Raw genomic sequence first — 14,540 nt, 5'->3', positions numbered from 1 at the left:
GGACGATATCCGGTGGGGGATGGGAGAACCCCCGAACGACGAACGGGGCCCCGGACCGTGATGGTCCGGGGCCCCGTTACGAGCCGCTGATGCGGATCAGTGCTGCGACTTGTCGGGCAGCTGGGCTGCGCCGTCTCCGTTGCCGTGGACGCGCTCCTGGTACTCGCGGAGCGTGTTCCGCAGCTCGAGCTCGGCCTCGTGGTGGGCGGCCTCGAGAGCGGCGGCCTCGTCGGCCGGGTCCGGGCTCCACCAGCTGCCGGAGCCGGGCTTGCCGGCGGTGCCGAGCTTGTTCATCCGCTTCGGAACCGGGGCGGCCTGGTACTCCAGCGGGATCGGGTGGCCGTGCTCGTCCACCGGGCCGAGCGGCTGGTGGATTTCGATGTACTCGCCGGTCGGCAGGCGACGGACGATGCCCGTCTCGATGCCGTGCTCGAGCACCTGACGGTCGCTGCGCTGCAGACCCAGGCAGAACCGGTACGCGATGTAGTAGGCGAGCGGCGGGAGCAGGACGAGACCGATGCGGCCCATCCAGGTCGTCGCGTTGATCGAGATGTCGAACTTGTACGCGATGATGTCGTTGACACACATGATCGTGGCGACGGCGTAGAACGCCAGGGCCATGAACCCGATGCCGGTGCGGACCGGCACGTCGCGCGGACGCTGCAGCAGGTTGTGGTGTGCGTCGTCCTTCGTGAACTTCTTCTCGATCCACGGGTAGACCGTGAGCACGACGAACACCAGGCCCATGATCAGCGCGATCCAGAACGGCTGCGGGATCGTGTACCGGCCGAACAGGTACAGCTCCCAGGCGGGCCAGATACGGGCCATGCCGTCCGTCCACATCATGTAGATGTCGGGCTGCGAGCCGGCGGACACCTGCGACGGGTTGTACGGGCCGATGTTCCAGACCGGGTTGATCTGCAGCAGGCCGGACATCAGGGCGAGCACCGCGAAGGTCATCGCGAAGAAAGCACCCGACTTGACGGCGAAGACCGGGAGGATACGAACGCCGACGACGTTCTGCTCCGTGCGGCCGGGGCCGGGGAACTGCGTGTGCTTCTGGTACCAGACCAGCGCGAGGTGCGCGGCGATCAGGGCCAGGATGATGCCCGGGACGAGCAGCACGTGCAGGACGTAGAAGCGCGGGATGATCAGCTCACCCGGGAAGTCGCCACCGAAGATCGCCCAGTGCATCCACGAACCGATGATCGGGATCGAGAGCGTGATGCCCGAGAACGCGGCGCGGAGGCCGGTGCCCGAGAGCAGGTCGTCGGGGAGGGAGTAACCGAAGAAGCCTTCGAACATCGCCAGGATGAGCAGCAGCGAGCCGATCACCCAGTTGGCCTCACGCGGACGCCGGAACGCACCGGTGAAGAACACGCGCAGCAGGTGGACGACGATCGACGCTGCGAACATCAGTGCTGCCCAGTGGTGGATCTGTCGCACGAACAGACCACCGCGGACCTCGAAGGAGAGGTTCAGGGTCGTCTCGTAGGCGCGGGACATACCCACACCGCGCAGCGGCGTGTAGACGCCCTCGTAGATGACGTGCGCCATCGAGGGGTCGAAGAACAGGGTGAGGAAGATACCCGAGATCAACAGGATGACGAAGCTGTAGAGCGCGATCTCACCCAGGAGGAAGGACCAGTGGGTGGGGAACACCTTGTTGATCTGGCGGCGGATGCCCGCGGACAGGTGGTAGCGAGAATCGAGATTCTCGCCGATCTGTGCGGCGCGGGACGGGGTTGCAGTACTCACGGGCGACGCTCCCAGAATGCCGGGCCGAGTGCCTCGATGAAGTCACCGTTGGCGACCAGGAAGCCCTCTTCGTTCACTGTAATCGGAAGCTGCGGCAGTGCGCGAGCAGCGGGACCGAAAATCGGCTTGCCGTACTCCAGCGCATCGAACTGCGACTGGTGGCACGGGCACAGGATGCGGTGCGTCTGCTGCTCGTAGAGCGAGGTCGGGCAGCCGAGGTGCGTGCAGATCTTCGAGTACGCGAAGTAGTCGCCGTAGTTGAAGCTCTCCTGGCCCTTGCGCTTGACGACACGCTCGGTGTCCTCGGTGCGCAGGCGGATGAGCATGACGGCGTTGCGGATGCCGCGCAGGCTCTGCAGCAGAGCGTGGTCGTCACCGCGATCGGACTCGCGGAACGGGAACACCGTCTCCATACCGCCGGCGTCGAGGTCCTCCGGGCGCACCAGGACGATGTCCTGGGGGCGGCCGGTGTCGCGACGCAGGTAGATGGTCTCGCCGGGGTAGCGCGGAGTCCAGCCCGACACCCACAGCGACGACTGGTCACCCTCGGCCCACGGATTCTTGATCAGGCCGCCGAGCGGCATGATCAGACCGAGGCCGAGCGCGCCACCACCGAAGATCGCGGTGCGCTTGATCAGCTTACGGCGCGGCAGGGTGGACGTCTCGAGCGAGTCGGAGAGCTCGGCGACGATCGTCTTGCGATCGACCTCGGGCGAGCCGCCGTCGTGCCGATCCTGGATCGACACCTCCTCGGGGATGAACTTCTTGGTGAACTGCACCGCGCCCACGCCGATGCCGAGGATGGACAGACCCAGGGTCAGTCCGAGCATCGGGGTGTAGAGGCTGTACCAGCCGTAGTTCTCGTCGCCGATGCCCTGGTACTCCCATGGCCAGAACAGGTAGATCGCGATGAACGCGACACCCGCGATGCCCGCGAGGGCGAACCAGAAAGCGACGTTGCGCTCGGCCCGCTTCTCGGCACGCGTGCCTTCGACGGGCCAGCGATCCTTGCGGAACGCGACGTCGACGCCGTCGAGGTTCGTGCCGAGCGTGACGAGATCGTCCCGGCTCATCCGGTCGAGATCTTCGACCGTGTGCTTGTTCGGCGTTTCGCCGCCACTCATGACCTTGCTCCGATCCACAGTGCAGCGCCGACGACGGCGACCATGCCGACGACCCACATGGTCGGCCCTTCGGCACCGGGGCCGAAGCCGCCGAGCCCGTAGCCACCCGGGTCTCTCGTCTCACTGGCGGACTTGATGTACGCGATGATGTCCTTCTTCTCCTCGACCGTCAGCTGACGATCGGAGAACTTCGGCATGTTCTGGGGGCCGGTGAGCATCGCGGTGTAGATCTGCTGCTCGTTGGCCGGATCCAGGTTCGGTGCGAACTTGCCGGACGAGAGCGCGCCGCCGCGTCCGGTGAAGTTGTGGCAGGACGCGCAGTTCTGGCGGAAGAGCTCCGAACCGCGTCCGATGTCGTTGCCGCGCAGTGACGACTGGGCGATCTCGCCGTTCTCGTCGCGGATGACCGTCGGGCCTCCACCGTTGGCCTGGATGTACGCGCCGAGCGCGTCGGTCTGCGCAGCGTCGAACTTCGGGTCCTTGCGGAGGGCCTGGGCCTCGTTGCGCATCATCGGCATGCGGCCCGAGGAGACCTGGAAGTAGACGGCGGCCTCGCCGACACCGATGAGGCTGGGACCGCGGTCCTGGACGCCCTGAAGATTGACACCGTGGCAGGTCACGCAGGAGGTCTCGTAGAGCTGCTGACCCTCGCGGATCAGAGCGCTCTGGTCGTCCTGCGCTGTAGCCACCTGCGGGGCAGGTGTCAGCGCGGAGGCGATGAAGCCTGCGCTGAGGAGACCGAGCGCAAGGACCAACGCTCCGGTGACGCGCCGGCGCATCTTGCGCTGGCGGCGGGACTTCGCAGCATCGGCTGCAGAGGATCGACCGGGCATGTCACCCTCGGAGGCGAGAGGTGGGGATGAACTCATCTGTATCCCTTTTTTTATGTCGGGACGGACTGGACGTCAGGGGGCTGCCTGGGCGTTCAGCTGGCTAACGGATGAAATAAATCGTGGCAAACAGCGCGATCCAAACGATGTCGACGAAGTGCCAGTAATACGAAACGACGATGGCCGCAGTGGCCTGTGCAGGCGTGAACTTGCTGACCTTCGTGCGGAACAGCAGGAACACGAATGCGATGAGGCCGCCGATGACGTGCAGGCCGTGGAAACCGGTGGTCATGTAGAACACCGAGCCGTACACGCTGCCGGGGATGGTCGTGCCGTCCTTCACCAGGGTGATGTACTCGTAGCCCTGACCGAGCACGAAGAAGGTGCCCATGCCGAGGGTGATGATGTACCACCGTCGCAGGCCGAAGACGTCGCCGCGCTCGGCGGCGAAGACGCCCAGCTGGCAGGTGAAGGAAGAAGCGATCAGCACCATGGTGATCGGTACCGCCAACCACAGGTTCAAGTGGGTGGGCGGGGGCGGCCACATGCCCTCCGGGGCCTGTGCCCGTGCCACGAAGTACATGGCGAAGAGCCCTGCGAAAAACATGAGCTCACTGGACAACCACACGATGGTGCCGACGCTGACCAGGTTGGGCCGGTTCAACGAGTGCACGCGCTGTGTGATTGCAGATCCTGAAGTCCCTACTGCGCTCGTCACGCTGGCTAGTATGACCCGTCGTAGTACGTCTTGGGCAATCGGGGCCGAAATCGGCGCGTCCGTGCAGGTCCCGGACCTGTATTTCTCCAGGTGGGCACTCGGTGGCGGGTGCTCGGAGGGGTGCCACACGGGACATTTCGGAGGGTCGCGGAGGTCACGTGCGATCGTGGTGACATGAGTACCGGAAAGGGTGTTCGGGGGTGGCTGCGGTCCCTGATCGGTCGGCGCAGCGAACCGCTCGACGCGAACCGGCCCGACCTGGTCGTGGTCGTCTCGTCCTTCGACGACGCGGAGGCGTGTTCGACGGCGCTCGAGCGTGCCGCCGAGGCGACACCTGTGTGGCAGGCCGAGGACGAGGCGGTTCTGCGGCACCACCTCGCCCTGCCCGCCGACGGGGTGGACCGGGCGGCGGAACTGGCCGGGCAGGACGGCTACGTCGTGGCCGGGACCGGCGACGGGAACGTCCCAGCGGCGGCCGTCGCGGGCGCCTCGGTGATCCTGCAGCGCGTGCAGGTCCTCGATGCACTGCACTGTGCGCAGGAGAAGTCGCGCATGGCCTCGCTCGCCCAGCGGCTCGGTGGAACGGCCCTGGGATGGGACGCTCTGCAACCGCAGGATTCCGCTGGCTAAGCTGACCGGTCGGAGGGCACGCCGGTGCCCGGTGAGGAGCGAGATGCGGCGAGGGCAGGTGCGATGAACGCGACGCGAGACGCGGACGAGGTGACGCAGAACTGGCCCTCCGTCCTGGGAGTGCTCACGGCCGGGCAGAACCTGTCCGCCGCGGAGGCGCGATGGGCGATGAGCGAGATCTTCTCCGACAACGCCACTCCCGCTCAGATCGCGGCCTTCGGTGTCGCTCTGAAGATGAAGGGCGAGACACCCGAGGAGGTGCGGGCACTCGCCGACACGATGCTCGACTACGCCCGGTTGGTCCCGGTCGACGGTGACGTGGTCGACGTCGTGGGCACCGGTGGCGACCGGGCGAACACCGTCAACATCTCCACGATGGCCTCGCTGGTCGTCGCCGCAGCGGGTATCCGCGTGGTCAAACACGGCAACCGCGCCGCCTCGTCCAAGAGCGGCGGCGCCGACGTGCTCGAAGCGCTCGGAGTGCACATCGATCTCGGACCCGACGAGGTGGCCCGCTCGGTCGCTGAGGCCGGGATCGGATTCTGCTTCGCGCCGGTCTACCACCCGGCGCTGCGTTTCGCGGCCGCACCGCGCAAGCAGATCGGCATCCCGACGGTCTTCAACGTCCTCGGCCCGCTCACCAATCCGGCCCGCCCGAGCGCCGGCCTGATCGGGTGCGCCTTCGAACCGCTCGTCCCGACCGTCGCCGGTGTGCTCGCGCAGCGCGGCAATTCGGCGCTCGTCGTCCGAGGCGACGACGGTCTCGACGAACTGACCACCTCCACGACCTCGCGCGTGCACGTCGTCCACGGCGGCGAGGTCCGGGTCGTGACGCTCGATCCGCGCGATCTCGGTATCGAACGGGTTCCGCTCGAGGCACTCCGCGGAGGCGACGCCACGGAGAACGCGGCGATCGCGCGGGCGATGCTGGCGGGGGAGACAGGGCCGGTGCGCGATGCCGTGCTCCTCAACGCCGCCGGGGCAATCGCGGCTTTCCGGGGCGTCGACGGCGTTCTCGAGGATGCCCTCACGGCCGGGCTCGAGACGGCGGCAGAGGCGATCGACAGCGGCCGGGCCACGGCCGTCCTGGAGCAGTGGGCCGAGGTCACCACGCGGCTGGGTGCCGGTTCCGGACAGAAATGACCGGAGAAGAGTAAGGACACACGAACGACGGGCCCGCACTGCATCGGTGCGGGCCCGGCGGTCGTCGGTGGTGCTGCGGGGTGTCAGTTCCCGATCGAGAAGCCGGCCTCGACGTCGGCGCTCGAGTACGACTGGAATGCGATGTGGGTGACGGTCTTCGTCACGCCGTCGATCTTGTTGATGCCCCGGGTGACGACCTCCGCGATCTTCTCGTGGTCGCGGACCCGGACCACGGCCACGAGGTCGACGTCGCCTGCGCAGGAGTACACCGTGTCGACACCGTCGAGGTCGGCCACCGCTTGCGCGGTTTCGGGGATACGGTTCGCCTCGGCGTCGATCAGGACGATCGCGTTGATCATGTGGTCTCCTTCAACCTTCCTCGGGGATTGCATCAGCCTAAGCGGTGCGGGTCGTCGGCGGAGAGGAGCCTGCGGACCGCGCGGGCGTCGCGGGCGAGCTCGGCCCACGTGCTCCACCGGCCCGCACCCCGTGTCGGTTCGCACCAGCCCTCGCTCGCCCGGACGATGCGGATGCCCTCGCCGTCGAGCCAACGTGCGACCAGACCGATCTCCTCCGGGGACGCGCCCCGGAGCGGGCCGGGTGACGGCCGCACCGTCTCGGCCGCGGCGACGATCGCCTCGACGACGGGCATCGGGCGCACACCGCGCGGTGCCACTCCGGCGGACGCGAGACGACCGGCGCGCACGACGGCGAACTCCCACCCGCCCTCGGCCCGCGGTCGCGCGGCGACGAGTTCGTCGACGGCCGCCAGTGCCGCGAGGCGTTGCGTGCGCCGCAGCGCGACGAGGGCGGTGGCGAGGCGGTCGCGCAGGCGGGCGGCGTTCTCGAACAGCTGGTCGCGCACGAGGGCGTCGAGTCGCTGCTGCGCCGATTCGACGGCGTCGTCGGCGGTTCCGCGGACGACCGCGCGCGCACGCTCGACCTGGGCTGCGTAGGCGGAGGCGTCCTGGACCCCGAAGGCGGCTGCGGCGCAGCCCCCGACCGCGACGGGCGGGCAGCGGTCGCCGTGGCGGGCCGTACGGCCGATCCTGCGCGTGCACGTGCGCAGACCGCACATCTCCGCGAGCAGTGCCGCGACATCCGCGGCGTCGGCGCGCACCGAGAACGGGCCGACCGAGTCGGGTCCGGGGGTGCGGCTCACGGCGAGGCGCGGGAACGCCTCGTCGGTGAGGATGATCCACCAACCGCGCATCGGATATTTCGACCGGCGGTTGTAGGGAGGGGTGTGGGCCGCGATCAACCGGAGTTCGCGGACGCCGGCCTCGAGCCCGTGGGCGCATTCGACGTGATCGATGCGTGTAGTGAGCGCGACCATCTCGCGCAACCGCGGTCGCGTCTCGGAGCCCGTGAAATAGGTACGGACACGCCGGTGCAGGTCGACCGCCGTGCCGACGTACAGCACCTCGTCCGACGGGCCGCGGAACATGTAGACACCCGGTTTGCGCGGCAGATGCGCGGCGAGTGCGCGTTTGGCCCTCTGCTCGGCGGTGACCACCGGCATATAGTCGCGCAGTTCGGTGAGGCTGTGGACGCCCTGGTTGCCGACCCGTTCGATGAGGGCGTGCAGGACGTCCACGGTGGCGCGTGCGTCGTCCAGGGCGCGGTGGGTGGGCACGGTGGAGACCCGGAACAGTTCGGCCAGCGCGGACAGCTTCACCGACGGCGCTTCGTCGCGTCCGAGGACGCGGCGGGCCAGCTTGACGGTGCACAGCACCTGGAAGCGGGGCCACGCGAGTTCGCACTGCGCTGTGGCGGCCTCGAGGAAGCCGACGTCGAATCCGGCGTTGTGTGCGACGAGCACCGCTCCGGACGCGAATTCCAGGAAGGCGGGCAGCACCTCCTCGATCTTGGGGGCCGCGTAGACCATGGCGGTGGTGATGCCGGTGAGCTGCACGATGTACGGGGGGATGGGTCGTCCCGGATCGACGAGGGTCGCGAACTCGCCGAGCACCTCGCCCCCGCGGATCTTCACGGCGCCGATCTCTGTGATGGCGTCCTCGGCTGCCTTCCCGCCCGTCGTCTCGAGGTCGACGACGACGAAGGTGGTCTCGCGCAGGGGAGTGTCGAGCTCGTCGAAACCGAGTTGCACGCCGAGGGCGGATGGTTGCGGCGAGGTCATGCGGCAGAGCCTAGGAAGCGTCACCGACACGCCGTCGAGCGGGCTTCGGAGCGGGGGGAGACGAGGATCACACTGCGTTCTTTTCGGCTCGATGAAGGGTAAACGGAGGCCGGAGAACAGACCGATCGGCCTCCGGGAACGACAATCCGGCGAATCGGGCGCATCGCCTCGTCGACGGTCGATGAGTCAGCGTGCCCTGACCTGGTTCTTCCGGAAGGAACTCGGGTGAAACGGGCGCCGGGCCTCTCCCGAGCGGAGGCGCGCCGGACAGTGGCCGTTACCGCGCCGTTATCGGACCGTTGCCCCGCGACGGCATTCCTCCAGGGGTGGGCCGAGAAGGTCGGGTCGCACGGCAAGGCGGTCGACTTCACCGATGCCGTTTCGTAATCTTTTCGAGACCGAGCGGAGAGTTTCCGCCCCACCCCCGGGTCGGAGCCGCACGGTTACCGCCTAATCGCTTCTCCCGTCTGCGGGAGCGGTGAGCCGGGGACCCACACGTAGTACTCGGGGTGAATCCCCTCCGCTGCTCGCGGGGAGGGGTAGGGCTGATCTTCCGGCCCGAACCCGTCAGCTAACTCGGTCGGCGGGTGAACGGAAGAAACGGAGAACGTCCCCTCGTGGTTTCGAACAACAGCACGCGCATCGTCCGGCGCGCACTCGTCGCCGGTGCCATTGCTCTCGGAGCAGTCACCGTCTCGGCCGGCCCGGCGATGGCCGAGCCGATCAACATTCCCGGTGTCGGAACGTTCGACCTCCCGGCCGGTGTGACCGTGCCGCCGGAGATCGCCAACATCGTTCCGCCGGCCCCCGAGGCCGCCCCCGCGCCTCAGTCCGGTTCCTTCACCGCCCCCTTCAGCTCTGTCGGCCAGCGCGCTGCCGACGCCGCGCAGTCGAAGATCGGTGCCCCCTACGTCTACGGCGCTGCCGGCCCGAGCTCCTTCGACTGCTCGGGTCTCGTGCAGTGGGCCTACAAGCAGGCCGGTCTGAGCGTCCCGCGCACCAGCTACGAGCAGGCCTCCGCCGGTGCCCCGGTGGACGTCGCGGCTCTGCAGCCCGGGGACGTCGTGTCGTTCTACGGCGGCAGCCACACCGGCATCTACATCGGCGGCGGCAACATCGTGCACGCCTCCACCTCGAGCCAGCCGGTCAAGATCGCACCGCTGAACTCGATGCCCGTCGACGGCGCCCGTCGCTTCTGATCGGTCGGCGCCCGTCGCTTCTGATCGGTCGGCGCCCGTCGCTTCCGATCGGGCTGAGCACCCCCGCTCCAGCGCCGACGCACTGCCCGAGGAGGGTGGGTCCGGTACGTACCGGACCCACCCTCCTCGTGTGTCTGCACGTCCTTTCCGATGCAGGAACTGCTTGCACAAACGGCCGCTGCGCGGGAGGGCTACTCGCAGGTAGACACAAACCTATGCAATTCCGTAACCTGATCGAGACCTTTGGGAAAGGATGCGAGCCCACGTGGTTTCCGACAGGACGAAGCACCTCGTACGAGTGCAGGACAGGCGACGGACCGGCCGTCCGGCGCTCGTCGTAGCCCTCGTGATGATGGTCCTCGGTTTCACCCTGGCGCCGGCGACGGCGCAACCCGCAGGGGAGAGCCCGGCAGCACGCCTCGAGCACCTCGCGGATCTGTCGCGTCGCAGCGAACAGGCCACCGAGGCGTTGCACGCCGCCGGGGCCGATCTCGAAGCGAAGGTCGCTGCGCAGCACGAGGCCGAGGTGCGTGCCGGCCAGGCCGACGACGCGCTCGGCGCCGCTCGCGCCGAGATCGCCCGCTTCAAGCCCACCGTCGACAAGCTCGCGCGGGCCAACTACCGCGGTGCGCGCACCAACCGGCTGTTCGCCGTCATGGTGAGCGACTCGCCCCAGCAGGTGCTCGACCAGATGGTCCTGCTCGACGTCCTGGGCGAGCAGACCTCGCGTGAGGTCGAGGGCTTCCGGGCGGCCACCGCCGCTGCGGCCGAGGCGGCCGTCGCCGCGCAGCATGCCGCCGACGAGGCGCGTGCCGCCGCCGAGCAGGCCCAGACCCTCCGCGACGAACTCCAGCGGCGACAGGCCGAACTCGAGGAGCAGATCGAAGGGGTCCTGAACGCCTTCGAGGCGCTGAGCGACGCGGAGAAGGCAGAACTCGCCGGCACTCCCTTCCCTCCGGGCCTCGACGCCGAGAAGATCCTGCAGCACCTCGTCCCCGGCAGCAACGGCGCCGCGCTCCGCGCCGCCCTGTCGCGGATCGGCTCGCCGTACGTGTGGGGCGCGACCGGCCCCGACCAGTTCGACTGCTCGGGACTCATGGTGTGGGCGTACAACCAGGTCGGCAAATCACTGCCCCGGTCGAGTCAGGCCCAGGCGCAGGGCGGCATCCCCGTCTCCCGCGACAATCTGCAGCCCGGCGACCTCGTGATCTTCTACGACGACGCCTCCCACGTCGGCATGTACGTCGGCGATGGCAACATGGTGCACGCGTCGACCTTCGGTGTGCCGGTGAAGGTGCAGTCGATCGATCGCTTCCCGTTCCACAGCGCCCGGCGGTACTGACCGGGTAGAGGCGGGATCGCAGCCGGTGGGCGAGGGCGTACGGGACCACCCTCGGACACCGACCTAGACTGACGCGGTGCCCGCGCGATCGTCCTTCACCGCCGGTACCCGCAAGTGGGAACGTCTCGGCCTGGCCGGACTCGTGGTCGCGCTGGTCACGGCAGGACTGCTGCTGGCCGTCGACCCGGTGGACACCGACGACGCCGACAGTCGGGTACGGGCCGAACTGCAGGTCGTGCTCGACGACTGGGCGCACGCCGTCCGGACCGGCGACGACGGGTCCCTCGCGGAGTTGATCGACGACGCGTCTCCGGAACTCCTCGACGCCGAACGGGAGCGGATCGCGGCGATCTCCGCCGTTCCCCTCGCCGATCTCGGCTACGAACTCGCCTCCGAACCCGCGCTGCCCCTGCCGCCCGAGACGATCGCCCGGTTCGCGGCCGACGAGGTACGGGCGCACCGCGTCCACCTGCGGTACGCCGTGGACGGAATCGACGACATACCCACCCGGCGACCGGTGACCGTGCTGTTCGTCCACCGACCGCAGGGCTGGCGGATCGCCGACGACGCACCCGATCTCGCCGGGGCGCAGACCGTCACCTGGCGAGGGCCCTGGGACCACGGCAGCCTCCACCTCGCGACCGCGCAGACCGAGGGTGGTCGCTCGCTCGTGATCGGACACCCGGACAACGCCGCCTTCGTCGACGACCTGGCAGGCGAACTGCCGTCGGTGGTCGAGGCTGTCGACGACCTTTGGGGCGATTCCTGGCCGCGACGCGCACTGGTGGTCGTGACGTCCTCACACGAGGAGTTCTCGCACCTCGTCGGGCCACGACACGACGGCGACGACATCGCGGCCGTCGCGGTCTCCGACGATGTCGACCACGAGCGCGGGATCGCCACCGGGCAGCGCATCGTCTTCAACCCGGCCGCGAGCGACCGGCTGGACGACACCTCTCGCCGGATCGTGCTCGCGCACGAGACGGTGCACGTCGCCGCACGCGCCGGCACCGTGGACGGCTCCCCGATGTGGGTCCTCGAGGGCTTCGCCGACTACGTCGGCCACCGCACGGCCGCGGAGGGCCTCGCCACCGGGCCGGTCGACGTGCAGCGGATCGCGCCGACGCTGACCCGGCAGGTACGGGCGTCGGGTGCACCGACGTCGCTGCCCGCCGACGGCGACTTCATCGGCGACCGGTCGACGCTCGCCTACGAGAGCTCCTGGTCGATCGCCGCGTACACCGCGGACCAGTTCGGACACGACACGCTCGTCTCCCTCTACCGCGCCCTCGCCGCGGGTCCCGTCACCGACGAACACCTCGACGACGTGCTCACAGACCTGCTCGGCGTCGACACCGCCGGCTTCGTGGGCGGTTGGGGTCGCTGGCTCGGAGAGCGCATCCGCGACATCCGCTGACCGGGACGGTCCGGGCCGGGCCCATCGGCACCGTCCGGAGCTCGGGACCCGTCGGCGCCTTCCCGTCGCGCTGCTTCTACGGTGGTCCCATGTCGCGGACCCTGCTGGTGACGAACGATTTCCCGCCCCGACCGGGGGGCATCCAGTCCTATCTGCACGCCTTCGCGAACCAGCTGCCGTCCGACGACCTGGTCGTCTACGCGCCGCGGTGGCGCGGCGACAGCCATGTGAAGTTCGACGCACGAGTCCCCTTCGAGGTCGTCCGTCATCCCACGACACTGATGCTGCCGACACCCGACGTCGCGCGACGGGCCACGCGGCTGCTCACCGAACACGACTGCGACACCGTCTGGTTCGGAGCGGCTGCACCGTTGGCGCTGCTGGCGCCCGTGCTGCGCCGCGCCGGCGCTCATCGCATCGTCGCCAGCACCCACGGCCACGAGGTGGGATGGTCGATGCTTCCCGCCGCCCGGCAGGCGCTGCGGCGGATCGGCGAGCACACCGACACCGTCACCTACGTCAGTCGTTACACGAGGGGGCGGTTCGCCTCGGCATTCGGCCCCGAAGCGGGTCTCGAACACCTGCCGTCCGGGGTGGACACCGACGTCTTCCGGCCGGATCCGGCGGCCCGCGCCGAACTGCGGGCACGTTACGGTCTCGGCGACCGGCCCACCGTGCTGTGTCTGTCGCGCCTGGTGCCGCGCAAGGGACAGGACGTGCTCATCCGCGCGCTGCCCGCGATCCGGAAGCGGATCGACGGTGCCGTCCTCGTCATCGTCGGCGGCGGACCGTACGAGTCGCGCCTGCGGGAGCTCGCGCGCCGCACGGATGTCGAGGAGCACGTCGTATTCACCGGCACCGTGCCGTCGGCCGAGCTCGCCGCGCACCACACCATCGCTGACGTGTTCGCGATGCCGTGCCGGACCCGCGGCGGCGGTCTCGACGTCGAGGGCCTGGGCATCGTGTACCTCGAGGCGTCCGCGACCGGGGTGCCCGTCGTGGCAGGCCGGTCGGGTGGTGCCCCGGAAACGGTGCGCGACGGTCGCACCGGCTACGTCGTCGACGGCACCTCCGTCACAGCCGTCGCGACCGCGGTGTCCGGTGTCCTCGCCGATCCCGATCGTGCCGCCGCGATGGGCGCGGCCGGTCGAGAGTGGGTCTCCAGCGATTGGAGATGGGACGTCCTGGGCGCAAGATTGCGCGGTTATCTCGACGCCTCGGCGCCCCCGAACGAGACGGTGACGCCGTCGGCGGGGTGACCGGACGGGCCGCCGACGCGATATGTGAAGCTGTTCTGCGTGAGCAGCATTCAGGTGGCGGACCAGACCTTCGTAGCGGCGCCTCCGGAGCGCATCGCCGAGGAGGTCGCGGCCCTCGATCGGTGGCGTGCATGGTGGCCCGATCTCGTACTGACCGTGCGGGAGGACCGAGCCGAGAAGGGCATCCGGTGGACGGTGTCGGGTCCGCTCGACGGAACGATGGAGGTGTGGATCGAGCCGGTTCTCGACGGCGCGGTGATCCACTACTTCCTGCACTGCGAGCCGGCCGGTGTCGCGCCCGAGCGGGTGGCGGGTCTCGACCTCGCGGGAATGAACCGTACGCGCCGGGTCCAAGGGAAGGTGATGACCTTCGAGGTCAAGCAGCGTCTCGAGGCCGGTCGTCCGGCAGGTGAACCGCCGCGACACTGAAGCCACCGAAGGAGCGTCGTCCCGATACCGTTGTTCCCACGGTGTGTGATAGACCCTCGGGGCGGGACTGATCGGTGCACACCCGAGGGACCGAGAAAGGGAGCCGTCACCACATGGCCGAGAAGACGAAGAGGTCGATCACCATCGACGCGCCGGCCGAGCGTGTCATGGAGGTCATCGCAGATTTCGATGCCTATCCGACGTGGGTGTCGGCGGCGAAGACCGTGGAGGTCGTGGAACATCGTCCCGACGGCCGCGCCGAACGCGTGCGCTTCGTCCTCGACGCCGGCATCGTCAAGGACACCTACGTCCTGCGGTACAAGTGGGCGTCCGACAACCGTGCCGTGAGCTGGGAGCTCGAGAGCGGTGAGATCCAGAAGGCCCAGTCCGGCTCGTACGTGCTGACCGAGGCCCCCGGCGGCACCACGGTCGTCGACTACCAGCTCACCGTGGATCTCACGATCCCGATGATCGGTCTGTTCAAGCGCAAGGCGGAGAAGGTCATCACCGACACCGCGCTGAAGGAACTCAAGAAGCAGGTGGAGGGCTGA

Annotated in this window: 14 protein-coding genes and 1 riboswitch; of the genes, 8 read left to right on the top strand and 6 right to left on the bottom strand. The window is 68.8% G+C overall.

Annotation, left to right across the window (positions count from 1 at the left end; translation table 11 throughout):
• Nucleotides 1-96: 96 nt before the first annotated feature.
• The 4 genes from qcrB to ctaE all read right to left on the bottom strand — a co-directional run bounded on the left by qcrB (nucleotide 97) and on the right by ctaE (nucleotide 4,430).
• Nucleotides 97-1,758 carry a cytochrome bc1 complex cytochrome b subunit gene (qcrB, locus tag AC6CID_RS06755; RefSeq protein WP_024101297.1) on the bottom strand — a complete coding sequence of 554 codons (1,662 nt, stop codon included), beginning with the start codon at nucleotides 1,756-1,758 and terminating at the stop codon, nucleotides 97-99.
• On the bottom strand, nucleotides 1,755-2,882 hold the full coding sequence (gene qcrA, locus AC6CID_RS06750; RefSeq protein ID WP_006550010.1) for a cytochrome bc1 complex Rieske iron-sulfur subunit: 1,128 nt from the start codon (nucleotides 2,880-2,882) through the stop codon (nucleotides 1,755-1,757). The genes qcrB and qcrA overlap by 4 nt, the downstream gene beginning before the upstream one ends.
• Nucleotides 2,879-3,715: a cytochrome bc1 complex diheme cytochrome c subunit gene (qcrC, locus tag AC6CID_RS06745; protein ID WP_183079267.1), complete on the bottom strand. Its 837-nt coding sequence runs from the start codon at nucleotides 3,713-3,715 to the stop codon at nucleotides 2,879-2,881. Before qcrC ends, qcrA begins: the two co-directional genes overlap by 4 nt.
• 100 nt (nucleotides 3,716-3,815) lie before the next feature.
• Nucleotides 3,816-4,430, bottom strand: coding sequence for an aa3-type cytochrome oxidase subunit III (gene ctaE / locus AC6CID_RS06740; RefSeq protein WP_006550008.1), 615 nt, complete (start codon nucleotides 4,428-4,430; stop codon nucleotides 3,816-3,818).
• A 174-nt stretch (nucleotides 4,431-4,604) separates the two neighbouring features.
• Between ctaE and AC6CID_RS06735 the strand changes: the two genes are divergently transcribed.
• Entirely contained in the window at nucleotides 4,605-5,060 is a 456-nt protein-coding gene (locus AC6CID_RS06735; protein WP_498353719.1) for a hypothetical protein, read from the top strand.
• Nucleotides 5,061-5,123: 63 nt separating this feature from the next.
• Entirely contained in the window at nucleotides 5,124-6,203 is a 1,080-nt protein-coding gene (trpD, locus tag AC6CID_RS06730) for an anthranilate phosphoribosyltransferase (protein WP_024101295.1), read from the top strand.
• 83 nt (nucleotides 6,204-6,286) lie between these two features.
• Here the strand turns inward: trpD and AC6CID_RS06725 are convergent, their stop codons facing one another.
• Both AC6CID_RS06725 and AC6CID_RS06720 read right to left on the bottom strand, forming a co-directional pair.
• Nucleotides 6,287-6,562, bottom strand: coding sequence for an Lrp/AsnC family transcriptional regulator (locus tag AC6CID_RS06725; protein ID WP_006550005.1), 276 nt, complete (start codon nucleotides 6,560-6,562; stop codon nucleotides 6,287-6,289).
• Nucleotides 6,563-6,594: 32 nt separating this feature from the next.
• Entirely contained in the window at nucleotides 6,595-8,343 is a 1,749-nt protein-coding gene (locus AC6CID_RS06720; RefSeq protein WP_121209170.1) for a DEDD exonuclease domain-containing protein, read from the bottom strand.
• A gap of 437 nt (nucleotides 8,344-8,780) precedes the next feature.
• A riboswitch (cyclic di-AMP (ydaO/yuaA leader) is annotated at nucleotides 8,781-8,945 on the top strand.
• A gap of 15 nt (nucleotides 8,946-8,960) precedes the next feature.
• Here AC6CID_RS06720 and AC6CID_RS06715 point away from each other — a divergent pair.
• The 6 genes from AC6CID_RS06715 to AC6CID_RS06690 all read left to right on the top strand — a co-directional run bounded on the left by AC6CID_RS06715 (nucleotide 8,961) and on the right by AC6CID_RS06690 (nucleotide 14,540).
• On the top strand, nucleotides 8,961-9,542 hold the full coding sequence (locus tag AC6CID_RS06715) for a C40 family peptidase (RefSeq protein WP_121209171.1): 582 nt from the start codon (nucleotides 8,961-8,963) through the stop codon (nucleotides 9,540-9,542).
• Nucleotides 9,543-9,840: 298 nt separating this feature from the next.
• Nucleotides 9,841-10,884: a C40 family peptidase gene (locus AC6CID_RS06710; RefSeq protein WP_498353743.1), complete on the top strand. Its 1,044-nt coding sequence runs from the start codon at nucleotides 9,841-9,843 to the stop codon at nucleotides 10,882-10,884.
• Between the two features lie 76 nt (nucleotides 10,885-10,960).
• Nucleotides 10,961-12,301 (top strand): hypothetical protein, encoded by a 1,341-nt coding sequence (locus tag AC6CID_RS06705; RefSeq protein ID WP_064061300.1) that lies wholly within the window; start codon nucleotides 10,961-10,963, stop codon nucleotides 12,299-12,301.
• Nucleotides 12,302-12,390: 89 nt separating this feature from the next.
• Nucleotides 12,391-13,560 (top strand): glycosyltransferase family 4 protein, encoded by a 1,170-nt coding sequence (locus tag AC6CID_RS06700; protein ID WP_006554171.1) that lies wholly within the window; start codon nucleotides 12,391-12,393, stop codon nucleotides 13,558-13,560.
• A gap of 39 nt (nucleotides 13,561-13,599) precedes the next feature.
• Complete coding sequence (locus AC6CID_RS06695; RefSeq protein ID WP_024101289.1) at nucleotides 13,600-13,989, top strand: hypothetical protein; 390 nt, start codon at nucleotides 13,600-13,602, stop codon at nucleotides 13,987-13,989.
• Nucleotides 13,990-14,102: 113 nt separating this feature from the next.
• A complete protein-coding gene (locus AC6CID_RS06690; RefSeq protein WP_006554169.1) occupies nucleotides 14,103-14,540 on the top strand; it encodes an SRPBCC family protein in 438 nt (145 codons plus the stop codon).

The organism is Rhodococcus sp. GQ147 (genome assembly GCF_059759155.1).
The sequence above is the reverse complement of the archived record's forward strand: the minus strand, read 5'-3'. Positions and strand labels throughout refer to the sequence as shown.

Coding starts and splice junctions, on each gene's coding strand:
- qcrA (WP_006550010.1), bottom strand. CDS start 2,882: ATGAGTGGCGGCGAAACGCCGAACAAGCACACGGTCGAAGATCTCGAC.
- qcrC (WP_183079267.1), bottom strand. CDS start 3,715: ATGCCCGGTCGATCCTCTGCAGCCGATGCTGCGAAGTCCCGCCGCCAG.
- AC6CID_RS06735 (WP_498353719.1), top strand. CDS start 4,605: ATGAGTACCGGAAAGGGTGTTCGGGGGTGGCTGCGGTCCCTGATCGGT.
- trpD (WP_024101295.1), top strand. CDS start 5,124: ATGAACGCGACGCGAGACGCGGACGAGGTGACGCAGAACTGGCCCTCC.
- AC6CID_RS06725 (WP_006550005.1), bottom strand. CDS start 6,562: ATGATCAACGCGATCGTCCTGATCGACGCCGAGGCGAACCGTATCCCC.
- AC6CID_RS06720 (WP_121209170.1), bottom strand. CDS start 8,343: ATGACCTCGCCGCAACCATCCGCCCTCGGCGTGCAACTCGGTTTCGAC.
- AC6CID_RS06700 (WP_006554171.1), top strand. CDS start 12,391: ATGTCGCGGACCCTGCTGGTGACGAACGATTTCCCGCCCCGACCGGGG.
- AC6CID_RS06690 (WP_006554169.1), top strand. CDS start 14,103: ATGGCCGAGAAGACGAAGAGGTCGATCACCATCGACGCGCCGGCCGAG.